At 49.4% G+C, this 21,718-nt stretch carries 22 protein-coding genes; 5 read left to right on the top strand and 17 right to left on the bottom strand.

Features of this window, described 5'->3' with window-relative positions:
- Window positions 1–70: 70 nt before the first annotated feature.
- Window positions 71–526: a GNAT family N-acetyltransferase gene (locus QMA39_RS11785; RefSeq protein WP_281658846.1), complete on the top strand. Its 456-nt coding sequence runs from the start codon at window positions 71–73 to the stop codon at window positions 524–526.
- Between the two features lie 118 nt (window positions 527–644).
- On the opposite strand, the gene QMA39_RS11780 is transcribed toward QMA39_RS11785, so the two are convergent.
- The 5 genes from QMA39_RS11780 to QMA39_RS11760 form a co-directional block, all read right to left on the bottom strand.
- Window positions 645–1,298 (bottom strand): LysE family translocator, encoded by a 654-nt coding sequence (locus QMA39_RS11780; RefSeq protein ID WP_281658845.1) that lies wholly within the window; start codon window positions 1,296–1,298, stop codon window positions 645–647.
- Window positions 1,299–1,318: 20 nt separating this feature from the next.
- Window positions 1,319–1,774, bottom strand: coding sequence for a hypothetical protein (locus tag QMA39_RS11775; protein ID WP_027956704.1), 456 nt, complete (start codon window positions 1,772–1,774; stop codon window positions 1,319–1,321).
- A gap of 113 nt (window positions 1,775–1,887) precedes the next feature.
- The gene (locus QMA39_RS11770) at window positions 1,888–2,784 is read right to left on the bottom strand and encodes a vanadium-dependent haloperoxidase (RefSeq protein WP_027956705.1); all 897 of its coding nucleotides are present in this window, start codon (window positions 2,782–2,784) and stop codon (window positions 1,888–1,890) included.
- Between the two features lie 57 nt (window positions 2,785–2,841).
- A complete protein-coding gene (locus QMA39_RS11765; RefSeq protein WP_348646616.1) occupies window positions 2,842–4,647 on the bottom strand; it encodes an ABC transporter ATP-binding protein in 1,806 nt (601 codons plus the stop codon).
- Window positions 4,644–6,356 carry an ABC transporter ATP-binding protein gene (locus QMA39_RS11760; RefSeq protein ID WP_281658844.1) on the bottom strand — a complete coding sequence of 571 codons (1,713 nt, stop codon included), beginning with the start codon at window positions 6,354–6,356 and terminating at the stop codon, window positions 4,644–4,646. The genes QMA39_RS11765 and QMA39_RS11760 overlap by 4 nt, the downstream gene beginning before the upstream one ends.
- A gap of 316 nt (window positions 6,357–6,672) precedes the next feature.
- Here QMA39_RS11760 and QMA39_RS11755 point away from each other — a divergent pair, with 316 nt between their 5' ends.
- Both QMA39_RS11755 and QMA39_RS11750 read left to right on the top strand, forming a co-directional pair.
- Window positions 6,673–6,864 carry a hypothetical protein gene (locus QMA39_RS11755; RefSeq protein WP_027956708.1) on the top strand — a complete coding sequence of 64 codons (192 nt, stop codon included), beginning with the start codon at window positions 6,673–6,675 and terminating at the stop codon, window positions 6,862–6,864.
- Window positions 6,865–6,884: 20 nt separating this feature from the next.
- A complete protein-coding gene (locus QMA39_RS11750) occupies window positions 6,885–7,247 on the top strand; it encodes a helix-turn-helix domain-containing protein (RefSeq protein WP_051254784.1) in 363 nt (120 codons plus the stop codon).
- Between the two features lie 44 nt (window positions 7,248–7,291).
- On the opposite strand, the gene QMA39_RS11745 is transcribed toward QMA39_RS11750, so the two are convergent.
- The 9 genes from QMA39_RS11745 to QMA39_RS11705 form a co-directional block, all read right to left on the bottom strand.
- The gene (locus QMA39_RS11745) at window positions 7,292–8,302 is read right to left on the bottom strand and encodes a Gfo/Idh/MocA family oxidoreductase (RefSeq protein WP_281658984.1); all 1,011 of its coding nucleotides are present in this window, start codon (window positions 8,300–8,302) and stop codon (window positions 7,292–7,294) included.
- 30 nt (window positions 8,303–8,332) lie between these two features.
- Window positions 8,333–9,037 (bottom strand): GDSL-type esterase/lipase family protein, encoded by a 705-nt coding sequence (locus QMA39_RS11740; RefSeq protein WP_281658843.1) that lies wholly within the window; start codon window positions 9,035–9,037, stop codon window positions 8,333–8,335.
- A 58-nt stretch (window positions 9,038–9,095) separates the two neighbouring features.
- Window positions 9,096–9,872, bottom strand: coding sequence for a CAP domain-containing protein (locus QMA39_RS11735; RefSeq protein WP_027956711.1), 777 nt, complete (start codon window positions 9,870–9,872; stop codon window positions 9,096–9,098).
- Window positions 9,873–10,008: 136 nt separating this feature from the next.
- Window positions 10,009–11,451, bottom strand: a complete 1,443-nt coding sequence (locus tag QMA39_RS11730; protein WP_281658842.1) for an aldehyde dehydrogenase family protein — start codon at window positions 11,449–11,451, stop codon at window positions 10,009–10,011.
- 15 nt (window positions 11,452–11,466) lie between these two features.
- The gene (locus QMA39_RS11725) at window positions 11,467–12,519 is read right to left on the bottom strand and encodes a homoserine dehydrogenase (protein WP_281658841.1); all 1,053 of its coding nucleotides are present in this window, start codon (window positions 12,517–12,519) and stop codon (window positions 11,467–11,469) included.
- Between the two features lie 2 nt (window positions 12,520–12,521).
- Window positions 12,522–13,706: an amidohydrolase gene (locus QMA39_RS11720; protein WP_281658840.1), complete on the bottom strand. Its 1,185-nt coding sequence runs from the start codon at window positions 13,704–13,706 to the stop codon at window positions 12,522–12,524.
- 12 nt (window positions 13,707–13,718) lie between these two features.
- The gene (locus QMA39_RS11715) at window positions 13,719–14,921 is read right to left on the bottom strand and encodes a cystathionine gamma-synthase family protein (RefSeq protein WP_348646615.1); all 1,203 of its coding nucleotides are present in this window, start codon (window positions 14,919–14,921) and stop codon (window positions 13,719–13,721) included.
- Window positions 14,899–15,870 carry a cyclodeaminase gene (locus QMA39_RS11710; RefSeq protein WP_348646614.1) on the bottom strand — a complete coding sequence of 324 codons (972 nt, stop codon included), beginning with the start codon at window positions 15,868–15,870 and terminating at the stop codon, window positions 14,899–14,901. The genes QMA39_RS11715 and QMA39_RS11710 overlap by 23 nt, the downstream gene beginning before the upstream one ends.
- Window positions 15,871–15,882: 12 nt before the next feature.
- Window positions 15,883–17,085, bottom strand: a complete 1,203-nt coding sequence (locus QMA39_RS11705) for a M24 family metallopeptidase (RefSeq protein WP_206934568.1) — start codon at window positions 17,083–17,085, stop codon at window positions 15,883–15,885.
- 181 nt (window positions 17,086–17,266) lie between these two features.
- Here QMA39_RS11705 and QMA39_RS11700 point away from each other — a divergent pair, with 181 nt between their 5' ends.
- The gene (locus tag QMA39_RS11700) at window positions 17,267–18,487 is read left to right on the top strand and encodes a threonine synthase (protein WP_281658838.1); all 1,221 of its coding nucleotides are present in this window, start codon (window positions 17,267–17,269) and stop codon (window positions 18,485–18,487) included.
- 31 nt (window positions 18,488–18,518) lie between these two features.
- Complete coding sequence (locus QMA39_RS11695) at window positions 18,519–19,421, top strand: aldo/keto reductase family oxidoreductase (protein WP_281658837.1); 903 nt, start codon at window positions 18,519–18,521, stop codon at window positions 19,419–19,421.
- 78 nt (window positions 19,422–19,499) lie between these two features.
- Here the strand turns inward: QMA39_RS11695 and thiE are convergent, their stop codons facing one another.
- The 3 genes from thiE to thiD are packed head-to-tail and all read right to left on the bottom strand — an operon-like array spanning window position 19,500 to window position 21,678.
- On the bottom strand, window positions 19,500–20,117 hold the full coding sequence (thiE, locus tag QMA39_RS11690) for a thiamine phosphate synthase (protein WP_027956720.1): 618 nt from the start codon (window positions 20,115–20,117) through the stop codon (window positions 19,500–19,502).
- Window positions 20,114–20,878 (bottom strand): hydroxyethylthiazole kinase, encoded by a 765-nt coding sequence (thiM, locus tag QMA39_RS11685; protein ID WP_281658836.1) that lies wholly within the window; start codon window positions 20,876–20,878, stop codon window positions 20,114–20,116. Before thiM ends, thiE begins: the two co-directional genes overlap by 4 nt.
- A complete protein-coding gene (thiD, locus tag QMA39_RS11680) occupies window positions 20,875–21,678 on the bottom strand; it encodes a bifunctional hydroxymethylpyrimidine kinase/phosphomethylpyrimidine kinase (protein WP_281658835.1) in 804 nt (267 codons plus the stop codon). Before thiD ends, thiM begins: the two co-directional genes overlap by 4 nt.
- Between the last annotated feature and the right edge of the window lie 40 nt (window positions 21,679–21,718).

Raw genomic sequence — 21,718 nt, 5'->3', positions numbered from 1 at the left:
TTTCAGAATTTGATCTGCTAGTCTTATGTTATCATATGCTCAGCATGTTCGTAGAGAGGAGCAGATATACTTGAACGATGAAGTGATGATACATAAAAGGGAACCCGCTGCTTACATGGATGTCCTTCTGCTGGCTGATGAAAGCGAAGAGCTGATCCGGTCGTATATGAAGGAGGGCGATTTCTATGCGATTACAGTAGACGGCAGAACAGCAGGGGGATGTGTGTGTACCTCCCCGGATGAATCTACAATCGAAATTAAGAATATTGCTTTAAAGGAAGCTTTTCGCAGGCAGGGGATCGGGAAAGCGGCGATTAAAAAGATTGAAGCCCTTTACAGGAACAAACGAAAAACAGATGTGATCGTCGGAACATCCAACTCCAGCATTGAAAACCTCTTGTTTTATCAGAAAGCCGGCTTCCGCTTTCATTCTATAAAAAAAGACTTCTTCCTGTCCTATCCGGAACCGTTCTATGAAAACGGCATCCGCGGGATCGACATGGTCGTCTTTCATAAGAAGCTTTGACAAATCAAAGAACTCCCGGAGAGCCGTTCACAAAGAGAGGTGAACAAGCTTCGTCCATCAAAAAACTGCCGGGAACCTTCCCGGCAGTCTTAAGGATCTGTTTATATATATCCGTCTACTACAGCCACCCGGACTTTCCAATGAGAAGACATGCTTCAAATCCGAATTTCACTCCATAATAAAGGAGAACAAGACCGGCCGTTCTCTGTATCCATTTCAGGAGGGTAAAGGTCATGATGGATCTGCTGAAATGGACAATAAAAGCGAGATTCATGTTCCATAATCCGATTCCAATAAAGACCATGGAGCTGATCAAAAAAGAGTGAAGGACGTCCTCTTTCTGCAGCGCACCGCTTAGCACAGATCCATAAATGCTTACCCAGAAAAGAATATTCATGGGATTGGTGCCGGCGATCAGCACGCCGCGGGCATAGGAAACCAAAGAGGCACCCCTGCTTCTCCTGTTTCCTTCCGCTGCGTCCCATTCCGATACGACAGGTTTACGGAAGCTTGTCCAGCCGGCATGCGTTAAAACCAAACATCCAAGAAGCATTAAAGTAATCTGCACCCAAGACCATGACAGCACCATGCCTGCTCCTAAAAACATCACAAACATCAGCAGTAAGTCGGAAGACATCCCCCCCAGCCCTACACAAAGCGCCGGCCAGAAACCAAAGGTCAGCCCTCTCCGGATAATTTCTATGTTAATGGGTCCGACAGGCGCTGCTATGGACAATCCCAGGACAATGGAACCTGCAAGAAGAGTAACCATCCATTCTCCTCCCTGCAGATTTAATCAACGACAATGTAGGCAATCATAGGTCCGTCGGTATCAATCCCTGCGTGCGTTGTGCAGATCAGCCGGTAGATGCCTTCCTTATCAAATTTCAAATCCACCACCGTTTCCTTGCCCTGCTCCACCATTCCTTTGATGTCTGTACCTTCAATATAGAAAGGATGCTCTTTCCCATTCACTCCATAAATGGATAATTGAACATCCTCTCCCTTTTCAATAAAAATCGTTCCAGGGTCCCATCGGTAGGCTTCAATTTCTGTGCCATCCGCTTTTTCCGCCTTGAATTCCCCTGTTACAAGCTGGACAACCCGCGGTTCTTCACCTGCCGGGGCTGTCGTTGTCGAGACGGCGCCTTTCCAAAAAAATGAACCGATAAAATAAGCGGCCAGTGCAATAACAAGGGCTCCCCCGATCAGACCGATTTTCTTTGCCGACCATATCCACGCTTCCATGTTTATCCCTCCTGTAGATGTTCCTTACATATATATGCAGGTTCACCGGGGGAACTTGTCTCTTTTTTCCCATACAAAAAGAACAGCCGCCCGGCTGTTCTCTCTCATCCGTATTAGAAAAAGAGCTTTGGATCAATCCATTCCGTATAGGACGAAGATTCATCGTCTTCGCTGAGAAGCAGGGACCGGCACCGCTGATCATAATCAAATGGTATAGCCTGCGTATAATCCGCAGGGTACACGTCCGCATTTCTATACTGGGTGAAAGGTCGATCGAGCGGGACACCCCGGACTTGATCCTTCTTCAATTCTTCAACAACGATGCCGCCGATCTGGCGCCCCAGCCGAAGGCCCTGATCGTTGTCGACAGGATAGTGAACACCAGCGAGCAGCCGTGACCGGGCATTTTCCTCCGCGAGCTCCCTGATTTTTTTCCTTTCTGCCGGAAAGAAGTAGCTTAATATGGCTTCTGCGGCTCCGGATATGGTTGCGTGGCCGGACGGATACGAAGGATGGTCCGGTGTGCAGATGACGGTGGCCAGAGATGGATCAAGCTGGTTCGGACGCGGCACAAGCCACTTATACTTCAAAGACCAGCAGACGACGAACGCATCATTCATCCCGCTGAACAAGGCCCCTAACATGCGGGCAGCCCGTGGAGCTTCCACCCCGTAAGTGTCGATCAAACGATCAGCAATCGGAAGCCACTGCTTGGAAGCCGGCCCCTCCCCCCAATATTTTGCTACACGGATGTCATGGTCTGTCAAACCAGCTAGTACGTTCTTCACTTTCTTTAACTCTTCCTGCCAGTGGATCGTTTCCGGGTCCTGGATCATTAAACGGATTGGATGTCCATCGAGCCGTTTGAACCCATGTCGGCGGCTGTGGTGAATAAAATAAGTTTTCCATTCGCCTGCCTCCACTTCAACACCGGAATCGAGCGTCGGAGGATGATCTTCTCCTGCGTAAGGCAGTTCCGTCCAAAGTGGATAGTTGTGATTACGGGACATACGCTTCCCCTCCCTTATGTCATACCATATGACACAGGGACCCGGGTGGTGTATTTTTCACCGAGCTGATGAACGCTGAGTCCCGGACTGAGCATGAATCAATCCCGCATATCTGCCGCCCTGTTTCATTAAGGACGTATGGGTCCCCTGCTCTACAATGGCCCCTTTCTCCATAACAAGAATCACATCCGCCGATCGAATTGTATGCAGACGGTGGGCGATGACAAAACTTGTCCTGTCTCTCATCAATTCCGTCAGTCCTGCATTGATTTTCATTTCCGTCACTGTATCAATACTGCTTGTCGCTTCATCAAGGATCAATAGTGCGGGGTCAGCGATCATGGCCCGAGCGATAGAAAGGAGCTGGCGCTGCCCGTGACTGACCCCTTTCCCATCCGAATCGAGTTTCGTATCATAGCCGTCCGGAAGCCGGACAATAAAATCATGAGCATGCGCAGAAATGGCGGCTTGTTCCACCTCTTCATCCGAAGCACGAAGACGGCCGTACCGGATGTTTTCCCGAATCGTCGTGTTAAACATGACAGCGTCCTGGAGAACGACTCCCATCTGACTGCGCAGACTGTCCCGGCGGATATCGCTCAAAGCTGTACCATCCAGCAGGATGCTTCCTCGATCAGGTTCAAAATAGCGGGATAACAAGGAGATCACAGTGGTCTTTCCTGCCCCCGTCGGTCCTACAAGGGCCACCGTCTGCCCTTGTTTCACCTTAAAGCTGATGTCCTTCAATGTATCCTGACCTTCCTTGTAGGCGAACGAGACATTCTGGAACTCCACTTCCCCTTGCAGGGGAATCGATACAGCCCCGGATTCATCCTCCGTTTCCACCCGTTCGTCCATCACTTGAAAAACCCTTTCCGCTCCTGCAGCAGCCGACAGGATCATATTGAATTGGTTGGCAAGATCATTAAGGGGACGGGTGAACTGACGGGAATAAGTTGTGAAAGTCACAATAATTCCGATGGAGATGAATCCATTGACCGCCAGAAGACCGCCTGCTCCTACAATAATGGCAAAGCTGACGTTATTCAGCATGTTCATCAGTTTGGGGATAAACCCGGTATACACCTGTGCGTAATAGCCGGACTCTCTCAATGCCTTATTTTTTTCAGCAAAGTCCTCAATGACGTGTTGTTCTCTTGAAAACATTTTTACGATGAACTGACCAGTGAACATTTCCTCCACATACCCATTCACATCACCGAGATTTCGCTGCTGTTTCTTGAAAAAAGGACCTGTCCGATTCGTAATCCATTTCATACCCGCATACATGACCGGAACGATCGTCATTGTCAAAAGAGTCAGCACCGGGCTCAGCCAAAGCATCATTCCGATTGTACCCACAATGGTCAACACGCTCGTAACGAATTGAACAACCGCTGTGTTCAGCGTCCGACTTACATTTTCAATATCGTTGGTCAGACGGCTCATCAACTCCCCCTGCGGCATCGTTTGAAAATAGAGGACAGGTAGCTGCTGGACATGGACAAATAACTGGTCCCGCATTCCCTGGACGGCCTCCTGGGCAATCCCGATCATCCAGTAATTTTGGAGCCATAAAAAGACAGAGTGCAGCAGATACACACCAAACAGGAGCCCAAGCATGATGAGCAGCTGTCCTCTACCCGGACTCTCAATGACGGTATCTACTGTTCTTCCGAGCAGGTATGGTCCAAGAAGAGAAAGGCCCGCACTTAGTACAATGGCTGTTATAACGAGGAAAAAAGCCCATTTGTGTCCACTCATATAGCTCCAAATCCGCCTTAAAGTCGAACCAAATTGATCCGCCTTCTGTCCTGACATTCCGATCGAGTGATGGCCTCCTCCTGCTTCCCGGCGCTTCATGACATCACCCCTTCCTTTTGTGACTCAAACACCCGCCTGTAGTAGGCATTTGTTTCAAGCAGTTCCTCATGCGTCCCTTTCGCAGCCATCCTCCCCTGATCAAGCAGCAGAATCAGATCCGCCTGCTGGATGGAACTGATCTTCTGCGCTGTAATGAAGACCGTACAGGACTGATCATCCAGACTTTTCAACAGCTGCTTTTCGGTATGGGCATCGAGGGCACTGGTGCTGTCATCCAGCAGCAGAACAGACGGATTCCGCACTAAGGCCCGGGCAATAGACAACCGTTGTTTCTGCCCGCCGGAAAAAACGACGCCCTTCTGCCCGATTTGTGTATCATAACCACCAGGAAGTGATTCAATGAATTCGGCTATCTGCGCTTGAGCGGCCGCCTCCCTGATTTCTGCTTCGTCCGCCCCCGGTCTGCCCCAGCTGATATTTTCACGAACCGTTCCTGAGAAAAGCTGGACCTCCTGAGGAACAAGACTGACGGACTGCCTTAACACCTTCAGGGAGTAATCCTCCATATCTTTTCCATCCAAAAGAATTTGACCGGATTCTTTTTCGTATAATCGGGGTATTAAATGAAGGAGAGACGTTTTACCTGAGCCTGTTTCTCCTATAATTCCCACGGTGCTTCCGTTCTCAGCTTCAAAGGAAATGTTGTTTAAAATACGATGACCGCCCCGACGGAAAGAAACATCTGAGAAATATATTCCACCTTCGACATGTTCAATAGCAGAAGAACCGGCAGCACGGTCGGTCTCCACAGATGACAAAAGAACCTCTTCCACCCTCGCGGCAGAAGCCTGGCCGCGGGAAACCATCATAATGAGGAAGGTGAACACAGAGAATGTGAAAAGAATTCTAGTCGCATAATTGATAATGGCGACGAGTTCTCCCGGCTGCAGATTTCCGAAGGCCAGGAAACCGGAGCCCGTCCATAACAGAACGAGAATGACCGCGTTCATGCCGAGCATGACCATCGGCATAGCGGTTTCCATCAACCAGAGCGCCTTTTTATTCTCAGCGACGAGCCCCGCATTTGCCGTGCGGAACTGCTCTTCCTCGTAATCTTTGCGATTGAATCCCTTCACAAGGCGGACGGCAGATAAATTCTGTCTGATTACATTATTCAAAGCATCGAGCTTTTCCTGCACTTTTTTAAAGTACCGGACCCCTTTCATTAAAATGAAAAATAAGAATACGAGAAATACGGGAACACCCCCGATTAATATCATTGAAAGCCGGACATCAATGGTCAGCGCCATAATAAGGGCAGAAATAATGAAAAGAGGGGCGCGAAGCCCGATTCTCACAAGCATGAAAAGCAGGGACTGCAGCTGTATGACATCGTTTGTAATTCTTGTGACGAGACTCGGTGTCGAGATCCTTTGAAATTGATCACCTGTAAAATACTGGACCTTTTCAAACAAGTCACGACGCAGGTCATGCCCCACCCCTTGACTGAAATCGGCGGCATAAAAGGAATTTGTTATCCCGGCAGCAAAGGCGGTAAACGATAACCCGAGCAGAACAAGTCCCCATATCGTAACCGTCGATAAATCACCCGTGACAATTCCATCATCGATAATCTTCGCCATAAGGATGGGCTGAGTCAGTTCGACGATCAACTCAACCACCATTAGCAGTAAAGCGATAACTACAGATTTCTTATATGGAGTGGCATAAGAAAATATTCGTTTCATATTTCTTCCTTTCCGGCTGTGCCCACTGTACAAGATGTTCCGTATACAGCCCCTATGTTATGTATGGTTCGACGCATGCACTTATACAAAAATCCTAAAATTTATTATATAAGTATAACTTTTGTATAACCTGTACAACCCTTTCCAATAGGCTGTACAAACCAAAAACACGGACTTAGTTGTTGCTTAACCAACTATTTTTAGTTCATAATGGTCTATGTTGAAACTAACCTTTTTGTAACTACTTGTGATGTAAATGAAAAGGAAATAGAATTATAGTAATAGCGTTTTCCGATTTATCAGGAAGGTGATCCATTTGGACAATATAAAGCCTATTTTTCCGGTTACGGAAGAATTGCTCGAACTTGTGGACTTGTTGAATCAAATATCTCCATCAGAGGAAGAAAAAATCATTCCTCAAACAATGACGGTATTAAATAGAGTATATGCCCAGGGCGTCATGGAAGGCTATGAAAAAGCCATGCAGAAGCAGGGGCAGAAAAAATAAATGGAAAAGAGGCGGGACTGATGGGAGGCAGAGTCGGCATTAGTGTCACACTGGAGGTCGTCTGTGGGAAATGGAAGGGGTTGATTCTCTGGAAGCTTCTTAAGGATGAATCAATGCGGTTTAATGCGCTGCGCCGTTCTCTTGATGGTAATATTTCTTCGCGGATTCTGGCACGTGAGCTGAAACAGCTGATGAATGACGGACTTGTGGAAAGAATTGATCATCAGACCGTCCCGCCTCATGTTGAATACCGCTTATCCCCTTACGGCCGCTCAACAGCTTCCTTCCTCCATGCTATGAACCAGTGGGGAATCAAGCATCAGGAGGAATTGGAAGCTGCACAGCCCTATCCTGACCGGGCAGGTGACGAATCCACATCTTAAGAAAAAAGAGGCACGTTCATACACGTGCCTCTTTTCTCTTCGTCTTATTCATCAGCGGGATATAGAAGACCGATCTGTCTGCGGGCTTCCTCCATAATCCGGGCAGTGATCAACGTATGCTCGAAGGAGTTTACGGAAGACTGATTCGTGCCCCGTCGAATGACGTCGATAAACTCGGCCACTTCATAATACATAGGAGGAAAATCACTAACGGCGGTCAGTTCTTCCCGTGTTCCGTCCCGGTAAAGGATGTAGATGTTCTCCGGTTCAGAAATGTTCGGAATAATCATGGTCCCTCTTTCCCCCTGAATTTCTGAAGGAGAATGGGAGTCGATAATCTTGGAGTGCATAACGACTCCTTCCATATCACCATAGTCCGCTGTAACCGATCCTTGGCCGTCGACTCCGGATTCCAGAAACAGGCCGCTTGCCTTAATGGAGCGTGGAGCCCCGAATAAAGCCGCCATCGGATAGATGCCGTAAATCCCTAAGTCCATCAATGAGCCATTGGATAATTCAGGCTTGAAGGCGTTCAGAATCTCTCCCTGCTTATACGCGTCATAGCGGGAGCTGTACTTACAAAAGTTCCCTACATACCGGCGGACAGGACCCAGCTTATGCAGATGCTGCTTCACTGCTGAAAATCCAGGCATCAGCGTGGACTTCATCGCTTCCATCAGGACGACCCCCTGATTTTTGGCTGTATCAATCATCCCGGCAATTTCCTGCTGGTTTGACGCCATGGGTTTCTCACAGAGTACGTGTTTTCCATGCTTCATAAGAGTGACCGCATGTTCGGCGTGGAGAGCATTCGGACTGGCTATGTAGACGGCCTCGATTTCTTCACTGAGGGCCAGATCTGTCATTTTTGTGAAACGGAGTGGAGCTCCGTACTGATCAGCGAACGCATCGGCCCGCTCCTGGTTTCTTGAATAAACCCCTGTCAATTCAAATTCCGGATGGCTGCGCCCGGCTTCAATCAGCTTTTCGGTAATGGTATTTGTTCCTATGATGGCAAATTTCAAAACGATACACCGCCCCTTCCTTATGGTCATTATACATGAAACCATGGGATACCCCTATATTTACCGCTTGTTTTTCAGTTGATTCCAGCCCAGCTCAGCCAGTTTCTCCTGTCCCTTTTTGTTCGGGTGAACATCCCGTTCAATGATGTATTCCGGATGTCCTTCAAAAGCTCCGTACGCATCAATCAACGTAACAGAGGCAAAATGACGGACCAGTTGGACGAGCGATTGATACTGTTGATTAATGTAGGAGAGGGGTGCACTCAACTGGTCAGAGGCTGCCGGATAAGGATTATATAGATTATAGACAAGGATTTCCCCGTCTGACAGAGCGTCGATTTCCAGGATTGTCGAATACACATTATAAATAAGATCTCTGATGACAGGGGCCGCTTTCTCCAGATCCACCCCTTGAAGGTTATCGTTTTTCTTAAGGAAATTCAGCAGGTCATTCCCTCCAATATAAAGAAGGATATAATCCGAATCAGCGACCGCTTCACGGACAACCTTATTTGTTTTTAACTCCTGAAGCAGTTCTCCTGATGTAAGCCCCGGGACACTGAGATTATTGACGAACATGTTCCCTTTTTCCCCAATCAAATAAGGAAAAGCATAAGGTGATGGCTGTTTATTAACGGGGGTAAGGTGATACCCGTATGGGATGGAGTCACCAAGCGCTGTGATCTGCTTTTCAGAGAAGCTGTAGACATGGACAGATCCCGTCATCCATATGAGCAGAAACAGTAGTAGTCCTGTCTTCTTCATGTATATCGTCCTTTGCTGGTTTATGTAGAAAGGCGCCGGCAGAGCCGGCCGCTTTCCTTTACTTCGCTATGAACATTTGAACCCAGTAGTTCCCATCCTTGGCATAGCCTACACCAATGTGGGTGACACTATTGTTCATGATGTTTTTCCTGTGTCCGGAACTGTTCAGCCATCCATCCACAACGGATTTTGGAGACTGCTGGCCTGCCGCTATGTTTTCAGCCGCTGTAGAATAGTCGACGTCAAAGTCCTTCAGCATATCGAACGGACTGCCGTAGGTTGGAGACGTGTGGGAAAAATAATCATTCTCCGCCATATCCTCTGATTTCACCTGGGCGACCTCTTCTACTTCTGCACTATTCTTCAGTGGCTCCAACCCATTCTTTTTACGGGCTTCATTTGTTAACTCAATGACTTTTTTCTGAAAATCACCGGATGCTGCCTGGCTTTCGCCTGGGCTGGAGTCTTTTTCAGCTTGGTTATTGTTTCGCTCAGCAGACTCCGGCTGTCCTTGGTTATCCCCGGATGGTGCAGCCTGACGTTGGTCATAACGGCCTTCCTGATCGAAAAAGTACGGGCCTTCCATTCTTCCATTTGGACCATTAGGATTGATGCCCTCAAAATAGACGTTGGCATCAAAGCGGCTCTGTTCATTGGAACGGGGATCCACGGCATATCTTTGTTCCTGCTGCATGTTCTCATCTTCCGGGTCGAAGGTAACCTGGTTCAAATTGTTGCGCTGACTTTCCCGCGCGCGTTCTTCTGTTGTATTACAAGCAGCCAGCAAGCCGAGCAGCATGATGACTGATAAGATCACAAGGGTTTTCTTGCTCATATTCATCCTCCTTAAGGAATAGGTTCATCTATACTATCTGCTCTTTCCGTAACCTTATCCCTGAAAAGAAGTACCAGCATAACCCCTTGCTTTTCCGCATAAAAAAGGCTGCGGAACCCCGCAGCCTACGTATTTATCAACGATGATTCAATCGGAAACAGACGACCTTCTGCTCGGTCATCGCTTCCATGCTGAAGCGGACACCTTCGCGGCCGATCCCCGATCCCTTGGTTCCTCCAAACGGCATCTCATCAATCCGGTAATCGCTGCTGTCGTTGATCATCAGTCCTCCAACATCCATATACTGAATGGCTTCAAACGCTTTTTGGATATTATTTGTAAAAATGCCCGCCTGCAGTCCGTAGTTCACAGAATTGGACAATTCAATCGCTTCATCCAGATTTCTAACCGGGTGTACGAGCACAACAGGTCCGAAAATTTCCTCCTTAGCCACTTTTGCATCGTGCGGAACGCCGGTCAGAATGGTCGGATAGTAAAAGGTTCCGTCTCTTCTTCCACCAAGGACGATTTCCGCCCCTTCGCTGACCGCTTCCTCCACCCAGTTTTCCACCCTGAGCGCCTCTTTTTCCTGAATCATCGGCCCGACATCCGTTCTTTCCTCCATTTTATCACCAACATGGAGAGCAGCTGACGCGGCTGCGAACTCATCAAGAAAAGCTCCATACTGCTGCTCTTCCACATAAATCCGCTGCACACCGATGCAATTCTGCCCGGCCGCTGAAAAAGCCCCTGAAACGCAGGCTTTCACAGCTTCCTCCCGGTCTGCATCGTTCAAGACGATGACAGGGGAATTGGATCCGAGCTCCATACTCAATTTCTTTGTCCCTGCTTTTTTCGTAATGGCATCACCTGCTTCAGGACCACCGGTAAAAGAGATCATCTGAACGGCTGGATGAGTAATTAATGTGTCACCAATATCTTTTCCTGAGCCTGTAATGACGGACAAATACCCTTCTGGAAGCCCTGCGGCTGTAAAAGCCTCAGCAAGCTTCAAAGCACTTAAGGGAGTGACAGAGGCCGGTTTCAGGACAATCGCATTACCCGCAGCGATCGCAGGGCTGATCTTATGCGCCACTAAGTTGAGGGGATCATTAAACGGCGTAATGGCTCCGATGACACCGATCGGAAAGCGCTGATAATAGCCGACTCGGTTTTCTCCGCCTTCATTCTGGTCAAAATTGATGGTTTCCCCTTTCAACCGCCGCGCTTCCTCGGCACTGATTTCAATCGTCTGAACCGCCCGCTTCACTTCCCCCCTGGCTTCGGTAATCGTTTTGCTTCCTTCCAGGGCGATCACTTCAGCAAAGGACTCTTGATTCTCCCGGACGTAAGCGGCGGCTTTTTTCAACACAGTCATTCGTTCATGCGTCGGCCAAGGGCGCCGGGCTGTAAAAGCACGATGCGCCCCTTCCACCGCCTCTTCCATATCTGATTTGGAGGCGGAAGGTACTTCGGCAAGTAAACGCCCGTCTTGAGGATTGTAGACAGGGAAGGTGGAATCGGCTTCCACCCACCGCCCTGCGCACAGCATTTTTTCAACAACAGGATTCGTTTTCATGGCTCTGCTCCTTTCCTACACCTTTATTCTGGATTGCTGTTTATGGTAATGGATCAAATCAATCAGCAAGGCATACCCGGTTTCCTTCAGTCCCGCTCCTGCTCCTGTCATAAAAATGGGGCCGGACATGTCACAGTCATATAAAATGGCGTTCAAGGCTCCTGATACTCCTGCAAGAGGCTCGTGGGCGGAGATGCGTTCCGGCTTGACGACCCCTGTAACGCGGTCACCGTCCAAGGTTAAGGTACCGGTCAACCGCCATTTCTCTCCCACTTTTTCCGCTTCCTGTATATCCGATGCGGTCACTCCTGTAATCCCTGTACAAGGAATATCTTCCGGGGACAACGCCACACCAAACACATGACTGGACAGGATGGCAAGCTTATAGCGGACATCATACCCTTCCACATCACTGGTGGGATCAGCTTCTGCATACCCGAGGCACTGCGCCTGCTTCAAAGCCTCCCCATACTCCAGTCCTCGTTCCATTTCCGTCAAAATATAATTGGTCGTACCATTCAGGATGCCCTTGATTTTATGGATGGTATTTCCTGCAAGTGTCTGCTCTGGAAGACGCAGCGCCGGTGTTCCGCTCATGACCGTGCCTTCAAAACCGAAAAATGCACCTTTCTCCTCCGCCTTCCGGGTCAACTCCTCATAGGCATGGGCGACAGGTCCCTTATTCGTCGTAAGGACACTTTTCCCTTGATCCAGAGCCCGGCGGCAGTGGGTCAATGCCGGTTCACCTGTTTCTACATTCGTATAAGTGACTTCCACGATAACGTCTGCATGAGAGTGGTCGATCATCTCCATACTATCCCAGCCTTTAACAACACCCGCTTGTTCCGGATAGGCTTCCACAGTCCCATGGTCTTTAAGCCCTTTCAGTAGAATGGGAATATCAAGTCCATCCGGATGATACACCGCCCCTTTCAAGACATCACTGACTCCGACAACGACAGCATCCAAGCCATAATCCTCCCTAAGGTGGAATCTTTTCTCTTCGATGATTTCCGCAAGTGCGCGCCCGACTCCTCCAAAACCGATAAAGGCGATTTTAACAGGCATTGTCATCCCCCTCGCTCTAATAGTTCATAAGCACTCCCTAAAAGGACTTGAACACCATGGGGCAGTGCTTGTTCGTCCAAATCAAAATCGGATTGATGCAGACTTTTCTCTTTGGTGAGGCCACAGCCTAAGAAAAACATCGCACCGGGAATGGTTTTCGTGTAAAAACTGAAATCCTCACTCCCCATGCCAAAAGGTCCTTCGATAAGCTTCAAAGAACCTGCGGCTGTTTTGATGGCTGTGTTGATATCGCGGTCGTTCACAAGGGCTGGTTCTCCCCTTTGGACAGTAAGATCATAATTTCCGCCAAGAGCTGTCACGATGGTAAGGGTCTGCTTCAATTCTTCCAGCAGCTGTTCTCGGACGGATTCCTTATAAGAACGGATGGTACCCTCCAGATAAAGCCGATCCGGGATAATGTTTCCCGCTTCACCAGCCTGAACACGGCCGATGCTGAGTGTCCCGACTTCCAATGGGTCCATCCGGCGCCCATTCAGGCTGTATAAAGCTCCCAGCAGCGACGAGGCCATCCAGATTGGATCTTTCACATGCTGGGGATAACCGGCATGGCCGCCGGATCCATGAATGATAATGGAAAATTCATCGTTGTTTGCCATACTCGGCCCGTCATGCCACTGCACCTCCCCTGGTTTACGCCACGGACACATATGAAGCCCCACCATTTTTTGAATATCATCCAGTCTCCCTGTCTGCAGCATTTTCACAGCTCCGGTTTCTCCTTTTGAGTCACAGCATTCTTCGGCCGGTTGAAAGATCAACTTTACTGTGCCGTTGAAACGCCCCCGTTCAGCATCTTCATGCAGCAGCTGAGCGGTACCCAGCAGTACAGCCATATGGGCATCATGGCCACAGGCGTGCATCACCCCTGGATTCCTGGATGAAAACGAATGGGTGGTCGTTTCTTGAATTGGGAGGGCATCCATATCCGCCCGCAGCCCGACCACCGGACCTTCTCCATGACGGATGGAAGCAACCACGCCATGGCCGCCTACTTTTTCTTCCACCTTAAAGAGTGGAAGCTTCGTAAGTTCCGCAGCAATCGTTTCACTCGTCCGCTTTTCCTGAAAACTGAGTTCAGGGTAACGGTGGAAATCCCTTCTCCAGCTGACCAGCTGCTCAAACAACTGACGGGATCTCAAGGCCAAGTCCGGGTTTCTGGTTTCCACACCGCTCCCCCCTTAAGGATTCACATAGGTTTTCATCGATTGGAATGCCTGGGCTAAGTCCGCCTTCAAATCTTCAATGTCTTCAATTCCCGCCGAATAGCGGATCAAGCCTTCAGGAATTCCCATGGCCGCTCGTTCTTCTGGTGTACATTCCACATGACTCGTCGTTCTCGAAGGGCCGACGACGGTTTCTACAGACCCTAAGTTGGCGGCTCTATTGGCGTAATTCAATTTAGGCAGTAAATCACGGACACCTGCCACTCCGCCTTTCACAGAAAAGCTGAGCATGCCACCGAATCCTCTCATCTGCTCTTTCGCTGTCTGGTGATGCGGATGCTCCGGAAGGCCCGGATAGAAGACGGCCTCGACTTCGTCAAAGGACTTCAAGTATTCAGCGATGGCTGCAGCATTTTTGTTTTGTTGATCGACGCGCAGCTTCAACGTCTTCATGCCGCGCAGAAGCAGGTAGGCAGCCATCGGATCGAGGGTGGCTCCGTTGATTTCACGGTAGTGGTATATCGGCTCAATCAATTCTTTTCGGCCACAGACCGCTCCACCAAGAGCATCGGCATGACCACCGAGGAACTTCGTGGCACTGTGGATGACAAGGTCTGCCCCAAGCTCCAGTGGGTTTTGGTTGACCGGTGTCGCAAAAGTATTATCGACGATGACAAGTGCACCGGCAGTCTTTCCGGCCTCAGCCATCCGCTTGATATCCGTAATCTTCACGGTTGGATTGGTTGGACTTTCCAAGTACAAAACCTTGCACCCTTTCGCGATTTCCTCTTCAATCAACTCGTGATCTCCGGTCTCACAAAGGACGACCTCGACCTGCTGCTTGGGAAGGAATTCAGTAAAGATTTTATTCGTTCCGCCGTACGTATCTTTAATGGACACCACCCTGTCGCCCGGGAACAGGTACGTACTGAGCGTATTGCTGATGGCCGCCATGCCGGTGGAAAAGCTTGTGGCCGCCTCCGCTCCTTCTAAAATACGGATTTTATCCTCAAAGGCCTGCACCGTCGGATTGGTGTTTCTGCCATAAATATGACCAGGCTTTGCGCCTACCGCAACGTCATACCATTCATCCATGTCGTCATAACCAAAGGATACGCTGTGGACGACAGGTACCTGTGTCGCTCCGAAAGCCAGCTGTTCCTTTTCACCAGCCCAGATGGATTTTGTGCTCATTTTAGCTTCTTTCACGAAGATCATCTCCTTTATTTTTCAAAGCTTTCCAAGCAAACCTTGCTATAGCTGTGTCCTGCACCCCTGTTCCTGTTAAGTCACAGATCGTAATATCCTCATCAGAAGTTCGGGCCTGTTTACGACCGCTGGTGAGTTCTCCGAGTTCAAGAGCTCGATTTTCCAGATCCGGTACCCCTCTCAGTTCCCCGAGACGTCTGGACTGATGAATAACATCACAGGTGATGCTGTCCGCTTTTTCCAACACCCCGTGATCAAGCTCCTGCTTATGTTCCGCATCCGATCCCATCGCTGTGATGTGAAGGCCGGGTTTTAACCATTCTGCATAAATGAGCGGCTCACGGGATGGTGTGGTCGTTACAACGATGTCGCTTTCATCGACGACCTGCTTCACGCTTGAGCAGATCGTTACCGGCAGTCCCTGTTCGTTTTCCACCTCTTTTTTATACATGGCTGCCTGATCCTTTCTCCTTCCGTACACATACACGTGATCGATAGGACGGACAAGCGTCAGAGCCTTCAATTGAAGCCTTGCCTGGGCACCTGTCCCGATGATACCGGCCTTACCAGCCACTTTCCTGATGCAGAATGCTGCTGCTACGGCCCCAGCGGCAGCGGTGCGCAGATCTGTTAAAAGACCATCATCAGCCAGAACGGCAAGCGGCTGTCCGGTACGGCTGTCAAGCAGAATCATCATCCCCCCGGATGTCGGAAGTCCTACGGAAGGGTTGTTAAAGAAGCCGGAAGATAATTTAACAGCAAAACTGTCATCGCCCTCAATATAGGCCGACTTGATGTCAACTTCTCCGTTATGCTCCGGCACATCCATACGCATGATTGGCGGCATCGTCACCTTTTTTGTGACTAATGCCGTAAAGGCTTGTTCGATGACTTTGATTAATGGAGGATCGAGACGTATGAGGCGCTCGATCTCCTCCCTGGTATACAATTGAATCACGGCCACTTCCTTTCAGCTGATTTGTCCGCTCAAATCCAAATGGTCACGAATGACTAATTCCTGAGGATAAGTGGTGAAACGTTCACTGCCTGAGTCCGTCACCCGGAACGTTTCCGATATTTCAATCCCATCTGTATCAAACCAGAGTGCCGGGATGAGGTGAAAGGTCATATTAGGCTGCAGGACAGTCGGGTCCCCTTTTCTAATACTGGCTGTATGCTCGCCCCAGTCCGGAGGGTAATTCATGCCGACAGAATACCCGAGACGGGCTTCTTTTTCGTATCCGTATTTTTTGATCGTGTGCCGCCATACTTCCTCAAGCTCTCCACAGGTGACTCCGGGCTTCGCAAAATCAAGTACCGTCTGAATACCTTCGAGAACCACAGGAGCGACCTGTTTCATCTTCTCATTCGGCTGTCCGATGGCTACGGTTCTTGCAAGTGGAACGTGGTACCGCTTATAACACCCCGCCAGTTCTATAATGACGGCGCTTCCTTCCACAAACGGCCGGTCTGTCCACGTTAAATGAGGGATCGATGTATGATCTCCGGTCGGCAGCAGCGGCACGATGGATGGATAATCCCCTCCGTATTCCGGCGTCCCTTTTACGAGATGGTAATAAATCTCCGCTGCCGTATCACATTCCCTGACACCGGGCCGGACACTTTCCACCCCTTGAGTCATGGCGAGATCCGCAATCCGGGCTGCCCGCCTCATGTATTCAATTTCCTGGTCTGACTTGACCATTCTCACTTGGTTGACCAAAAGTGAACCATCCGCAAAAGAAGCGTCCGGAAGTCCCTGCTTCAGCCGTTCCAGGGCCATACCCGTGAAATAGTAATGATCCATCTCCACACCGATGCGCCGTTTCCCCTGACCGATCTGCCTGATAATTTCCGCTGCAAAATCCATCGGATGGTACACGGCTGAGTGGACATAGTAATCCGGATAGGCGATGACATTTTCATCGTAAATCCATGTCGTCACTTTGGCACCGCCGGCATCCTGGTACCGCCCAATCCAGAGCGGCTGAGGTTCATCAATCAAGATCACGAGCATTTGATGGACATAAAAGGACCATGCATCATAACCGGAGAGATAATTCATATTGGCAGGATCCGTTATCAGAAGCACATCAATCCCTCTGTCCGCCATATTTTCTTTGACGGCCTGCAGACGCTTCTGGTACTCCAAAATGTCAAACGGAAGAACCATTCCATCCCCTCCATCCAAGTAGTCGGAATTTTAAATCTTTATTACGTCCATTGTATTCAACAGAAATTTTTTATGTAATGTAAAAATTGTATGAATTTTCAAGGCTGTCCTTGCTACACAATGGACACAGATGTCCCCTTTGATGTTATGCTCTTTATAAATGCTTGTAGGAGGATGATCCATGACGTACAGTTACATCTCTCACCTTTACTGCCCGAAATGCTCGAAAACCTACAACACCTCAGAACCTCACCACTTATGTACATGCGGCTCACCACTGCTTGTAAACTATGATTTGGAAGCGCTGTCTTCATCCTGGTCAAAAGACAGCCTCAGAGACCGTAATCCCGATCTCTGGCGCTATCATGAACTTCTTCCACTACAGAACCCATCTTACCGGGTCTCCCTGGGAGAAGGGATGACACCGCTTCTTTCTCTGCCCGCGCTCGGAAAAGACATGAACATCCCCCATCTGGATATGAAGGATGAAGGCGTCATTCCAACGGGCTCTTTTAAAGCCCGCGGAGCTGCCGTCGGGGTATCCAAAGCCCGTGAACTCGGCGTAAAGGAACTGGCAATGCCGACAAATGGCAATGCAGGAGCGGCATGGTCCCTCTATGCCGCCAGGGCGTCCATCACCCCTACAATTGTTATGCCGGTCGATGCCCCGAAAATCACACGGAACGAGTGCGCGGTCTCGGGAGCACGACTCTTCCTAGTCAACGGCTTGATCAGCGATGCCGGACAAATCATTTCCCGGGCCGCGCAGGACCCGGACATCTATGATGTATCCACATTGAAAGAGCCTTATAGAATCGAAGGAAAGAAAACAATGGGGCTTGAAATCGCAGAACAGACCGAATGGAAGCTGCCGGATGTCATTTTGTATCCGACGGGAGGGGGAGTCGGTTTAATCGGTATTTATAAAGCGATTCGGGAGCTCCAGCGACTGGGATGGGTAGAGAACGGGCGGATGCCGCGACTTGTCGCTGTCCAGTCAGAGGGCTGTGCCCCTATTGTGAAGGCCTGGGAAGAGGGACGGAAAGAGTCCGATTTCTGGGAGGGTGCAGAAACGATGGCGTTTGGAATCAACGTTCCTAAAGCCATCGGTGATTTCCTTGTATTGGAGGCAATCTATGAGTCCAATGGCTGTGCGGCTGCTGTATCTGAATCATCGATTCGGGAAGAACAGCAGCGGGCGGCACAAATGGAAGGAACATTCGTCTGCCCGGAAGGAGCGGCTGCTTTTTCTGCTGCCCGTCAGCTGCGGCAGAAAAACTGGATCAAGGAAGAAGAGCACGTCGTCGTATTGAATACCGGAGCCGGCATCAAATACCCGGACACCGTAGATCTGGATATTCCAGTCCTTCAACCTGGTGACGCTCTGAAAAGAAAGGTATGATGAAAGTATTCTTAAAGAAAGTTGGGATAGAATGGAACGCATACAAATAGCAGAAGACCTCTCTTATTCACGCATTGTACACGGATTATGGCGTTTAGCCGACTGGAACCAATCGAAGGAAGAGACACTGGACTTGATTGAACATAATCTCGGTCAAGGCATAACGACATTTGACCATGCCGATATTTACGGAAGCTATACTTGTGAGAAGCTTTTCGGAGAGGCACTCAGCCTGAAACCATCTCTCAGGGATCAGATGGAGATTGTTACGAAGTGCGGCATCGTACTTCCTTCAGAAAACCGCCCGGAGCATATGTCCCATCACTACAATACGACGAAAGAACATATCATCAAGTCAGTTGAACAGTCGCTAACCGATCTTCAGACAGAGTATATAGACACTTTGTTGATCCATCGCCCCGACCCGTTCATGGACCCTGCATCCACAGCTGAGGCCTTCATTCAGCTGCAGAAAGAAGGAAAAGTACGTACCTTTGGTGTGTCCAATTTCAAGGATCATCAATGGCAGATGCTTGAATCCTATCTGCCGTTTTCTCTCGTAACCAACCAGCTGGAGCTTTCCGCCTATCAACTGGAAAACTTTGAAGACGGTACGTTAAACCTTTGTCAGCAGAAGCGCGTCGCACCTATGGCCTGGTCCCCTCTGGCCGGCGGAGAAGTCTTTACATCCAACGATGACAAAGCCGTGCGGCTGCGAGGCACACTCACGAAGATCCAGGAGGAAATCGGTGCCGAGGGCATAGATGAAGTCATGTATGCCTGGCTGTTGAACCATCCGTCCCGGATTATGCCGATCGTCGGATCCGGTAAAAAGAACCGGATTGCCGGGTCCGTAAGAAGCCTGGATTACACCCTCAATCATGATCAATGGTTTGAAATTCTCCAGAGCTCCATGGGCCATGATGTACCGTAATTCATTTACAAACATTTGATTCTAAAAAAAGGACCGGAACGACGCTCGTCATCGCGTCATTCCGGTCCTTTTCAACATTTATAATTCTCCAACTGCCTTCCGGATATCCTCCGCTTTCGTAATGGCGGATATGACAGCTGTGCCGGAAGCTCCGGCTTCCATGACTCTGTGTGCATTTTCCGTCGTGATGCCGCCGATGCCGACCACAGGCATGTCCGGCTGTCTTTCTTTTAATTCTTTGATCCATTCCGTACCGGAAACCGGGTTGGCATCCTTTTTACTCGTTGTAGGATAGACCGGTCCTGCTCCCAGGTAATCAACGAGGTCAACAGGGCTGTTTTCCCATTCATGCAGGTCGGAGACGGACAGGCCGATCACCGCATCAGGATGTGCCTCCCGAATCCCCTTCACATGTTCATCCGACTGACCGACATGAATGCCTTCCGCGTTCAATCGGCGGAAAAGGTCCACATCATCATTTACAATGAACAAAATACCGGCGGTTTTACAGCGCTGCTGCAATGCAGCTGCCAGCTGATATTTTTCATCTCCCTGCAGCGATCCTTCTCCTTTTTCCCGGAATTGGAAAGCCGTAATACCTCCTTCAATCGCTTCGTCCAGGATGGATAAAGGGTCTCTGTCACAGTCCTGACTACCCATGATCAAGTATTTTCTGAGCTGCTGTTCCAATTTCACCGGCCCGCCTCCTCTTCTGCTCCAAGAGCATCGATAAACGCAGGAACAAATGTCCCGGATCCTGACACATGAGGATGAGAAGCGGCCTGTTCTGCTGCTTTGCCAAAATGATAGAGACCGGCCCTGACGTTTCCTACGCGGTCTCCTTCAATGGCAAGAAACGCAGTGAGAACGGCACCAAGCAGACATCCGGATCCTGTAACTTTTGAAAGCCATTGATGTCCTGTATCGTTATTGAAGACTTCTCCTTGATACCCGATCACATCGGTTTTTCCTGTGCAGACGGCCATCGTCTCATAGAGTTCAGAAACTTTGAGAGCAATCTCATCGGTGTTGGAGGCTTCTCCAGAGTCCACCCCTTTTGTTTCGACTTTCTCTCCAGCAAGGAAAGCCAGTTCTCCCGCATTGCCTTTGATCACATCGACATTAACCGTCGACAATATTTTCCGGCAGGCCTCTGCTCTGTAGGAGGTGGCAGCCACTCCCACAGGATCCAGAACGACAGGTACGCCGGCCTCATTCGCCGCTTTTCCTGCCTCCAGCATCGCTTCCACCTGCTGCTCGTTCAACGTGCCGATATTCAACAGAAGGCCGTCTGCTAAACGAGCGACATCCCCGGCTTCCTGAACGGCATTCGACATAATCGGAGAAGCGCCGAGAGCAAGCAGGCCGTTGGCTGTATAATTCATGACGACCGCATTGGTAATGTTATGAATCAAAGGGCGTTCACTCCGCAGCTGCTGGATCAACGTTTGTGTCATGAATGAAAAACCTCCCTGCGTACGGCAAAATGATTGGTCGGGCCATCCCCTTTACCAAGATCGAAAGAATGGCGAATGGCCGCTGTAACAAAATGCTTGCCCTTCTCTACCGCCTGCGTGAGCGGATATCCCTGGCTCATATAAGCGGCTATAGCAGCCGAGTACGTGCAGCCTGTGCCATGGGTATTCGCTGAATCAATCCGTTCTTCTTCGAAGCTGTGCAGCTGATATCCGTCATATAAAAAGTCGACCGCTTTCCCTTTTAAATGGCCGCCTTTTACAAGCGCAGCACCGGCTCCCAGCTGTTCTACAATTTCCACAGCCGCTTCCTTCATATCTTCTTCATGATCGATCCTGCGATTGAGAAGGGTTTCTGTTTCCGGAATATTAGGGGTCACAAGCGTCGACTCTGGCACAAGATGCCTTTTTAAATAGATCTGTTCTTCCTGCTCGACAAGCGGATCTCCACTTTGAGCAATCATAACAGGATCCATAATGTACGGAGCATCGATGGTCTGCATCCAGTCTTTAATGACCTGCATCATTTCCTTATTGGCAATCATCCCTGTTTTCACAGCATGTACCGGCATATCTTCACTAACCGCAAACAGCTGCTCACGGATGAAGGAGTCAGGGAGGTGATGCACATCTTTAACTCCTGTCGTATTTTGGGCGACAACCGAAGTCACCACACTCATACCATAGCTTTTCAATTCCTGGAATGTCTTCAAATCGGCCTGGATACCAGCTCCACCACTTGGATCCGTACCGGCAATTGTTAATACACATGCGGGGTTCATTGAACCACTTCCTTTCCTATAAATGATTCTTTTCAATTGG

Origin of the sequence: Halobacillus sp. Cin3 (assembly GCF_947311855.1) — a bacterium.
GTDB classification, from domain to species: domain Bacteria; phylum Bacillota; class Bacilli; order Bacillales; family Halobacillaceae; genus Halobacillus; species Halobacillus kuroshimensis.
Note: the sequence above shows the minus strand (reverse complement) of the source record. Positions and strands in the feature narration are given on the sequence as shown.

Bases quoted from the DNA above. Each gene is read 5' to 3' on its own strand.
- QMA39_RS11700 (WP_281658838.1), top strand. From the start codon at position 17,267: ATGACGTACAGTTACATCTCTCACCTTTACTGCCCGAAATGCTCGAAA.
- QMA39_RS11705 (WP_206934568.1), bottom strand. From the start codon at position 17,085: ATGGTTCTTCCGTTTGACATTTTGGAGTACCAGAAGCGTCTGCAGGCC.
- QMA39_RS11740 (WP_281658843.1), bottom strand. From the start codon at position 9,037: ATGAAGAAGACAGGACTACTACTGTTTCTGCTCATATGGATGACGGGA.
- QMA39_RS11735 (WP_027956711.1), bottom strand. From the start codon at position 9,872: ATGAGCAAGAAAACCCTTGTGATCTTATCAGTCATCATGCTGCTCGGC.
- thiD (WP_281658835.1), bottom strand. From the start codon at position 21,678: ATGAACCCCGCATGTGTATTAACAATTGCCGGTACGGATCCAAGTGGT.
- QMA39_RS11765 (WP_348646616.1), bottom strand. From the start codon at position 4,647: ATGAAGCGCCGGGAAGCAGGAGGAGGCCATCACTCGATCGGAATGTCA.
- QMA39_RS11730 (WP_281658842.1), bottom strand. From the start codon at position 11,451: ATGAAAACGAATCCTGTTGTTGAAAAAATGCTGTGCGCAGGGCGGTGG.
- QMA39_RS11695 (WP_281658837.1), top strand. From the start codon at position 18,519: ATGGAACGCATACAAATAGCAGAAGACCTCTCTTATTCACGCATTGTA.
- QMA39_RS11745 (WP_281658984.1), bottom strand. From the start codon at position 8,302: ATGACCATAAGGAAGGGGCGGTGTATCGTTTTGAAATTTGCCATCATA.
- QMA39_RS11780 (WP_281658845.1), bottom strand. From the start codon at position 1,298: ATGGTTACTCTTCTTGCAGGTTCCATTGTCCTGGGATTGTCCATAGCA.
- QMA39_RS11715 (WP_348646615.1), bottom strand. From the start codon at position 14,921: ATGATCTTCGTGAAAGAAGCTAAAATGAGCACAAAATCCATCTGGGCT.
- QMA39_RS11770 (WP_027956705.1), bottom strand. From the start codon at position 2,784: ATGTCCCGTAATCACAACTATCCACTTTGGACGGAACTGCCTTACGCA.
- QMA39_RS11725 (WP_281658841.1), bottom strand. From the start codon at position 12,519: ATGCCTGTTAAAATCGCCTTTATCGGTTTTGGAGGAGTCGGGCGCGCA.
- QMA39_RS11750 (WP_051254784.1), top strand. From the start codon at position 6,885: ATGGGAGGCAGAGTCGGCATTAGTGTCACACTGGAGGTCGTCTGTGGG.
- QMA39_RS11760 (WP_281658844.1), bottom strand. From the start codon at position 6,356: ATGAAACGAATATTTTCTTATGCCACTCCATATAAGAAATCTGTAGTT.
- thiM (WP_281658836.1), bottom strand. From the start codon at position 20,878: ATGACACAAACGTTGATCCAGCAGCTGCGGAGTGAACGCCCTTTGATT.
- QMA39_RS11775 (WP_027956704.1), bottom strand. From the start codon at position 1,774: ATGGAAGCGTGGATATGGTCGGCAAAGAAAATCGGTCTGATCGGGGGA.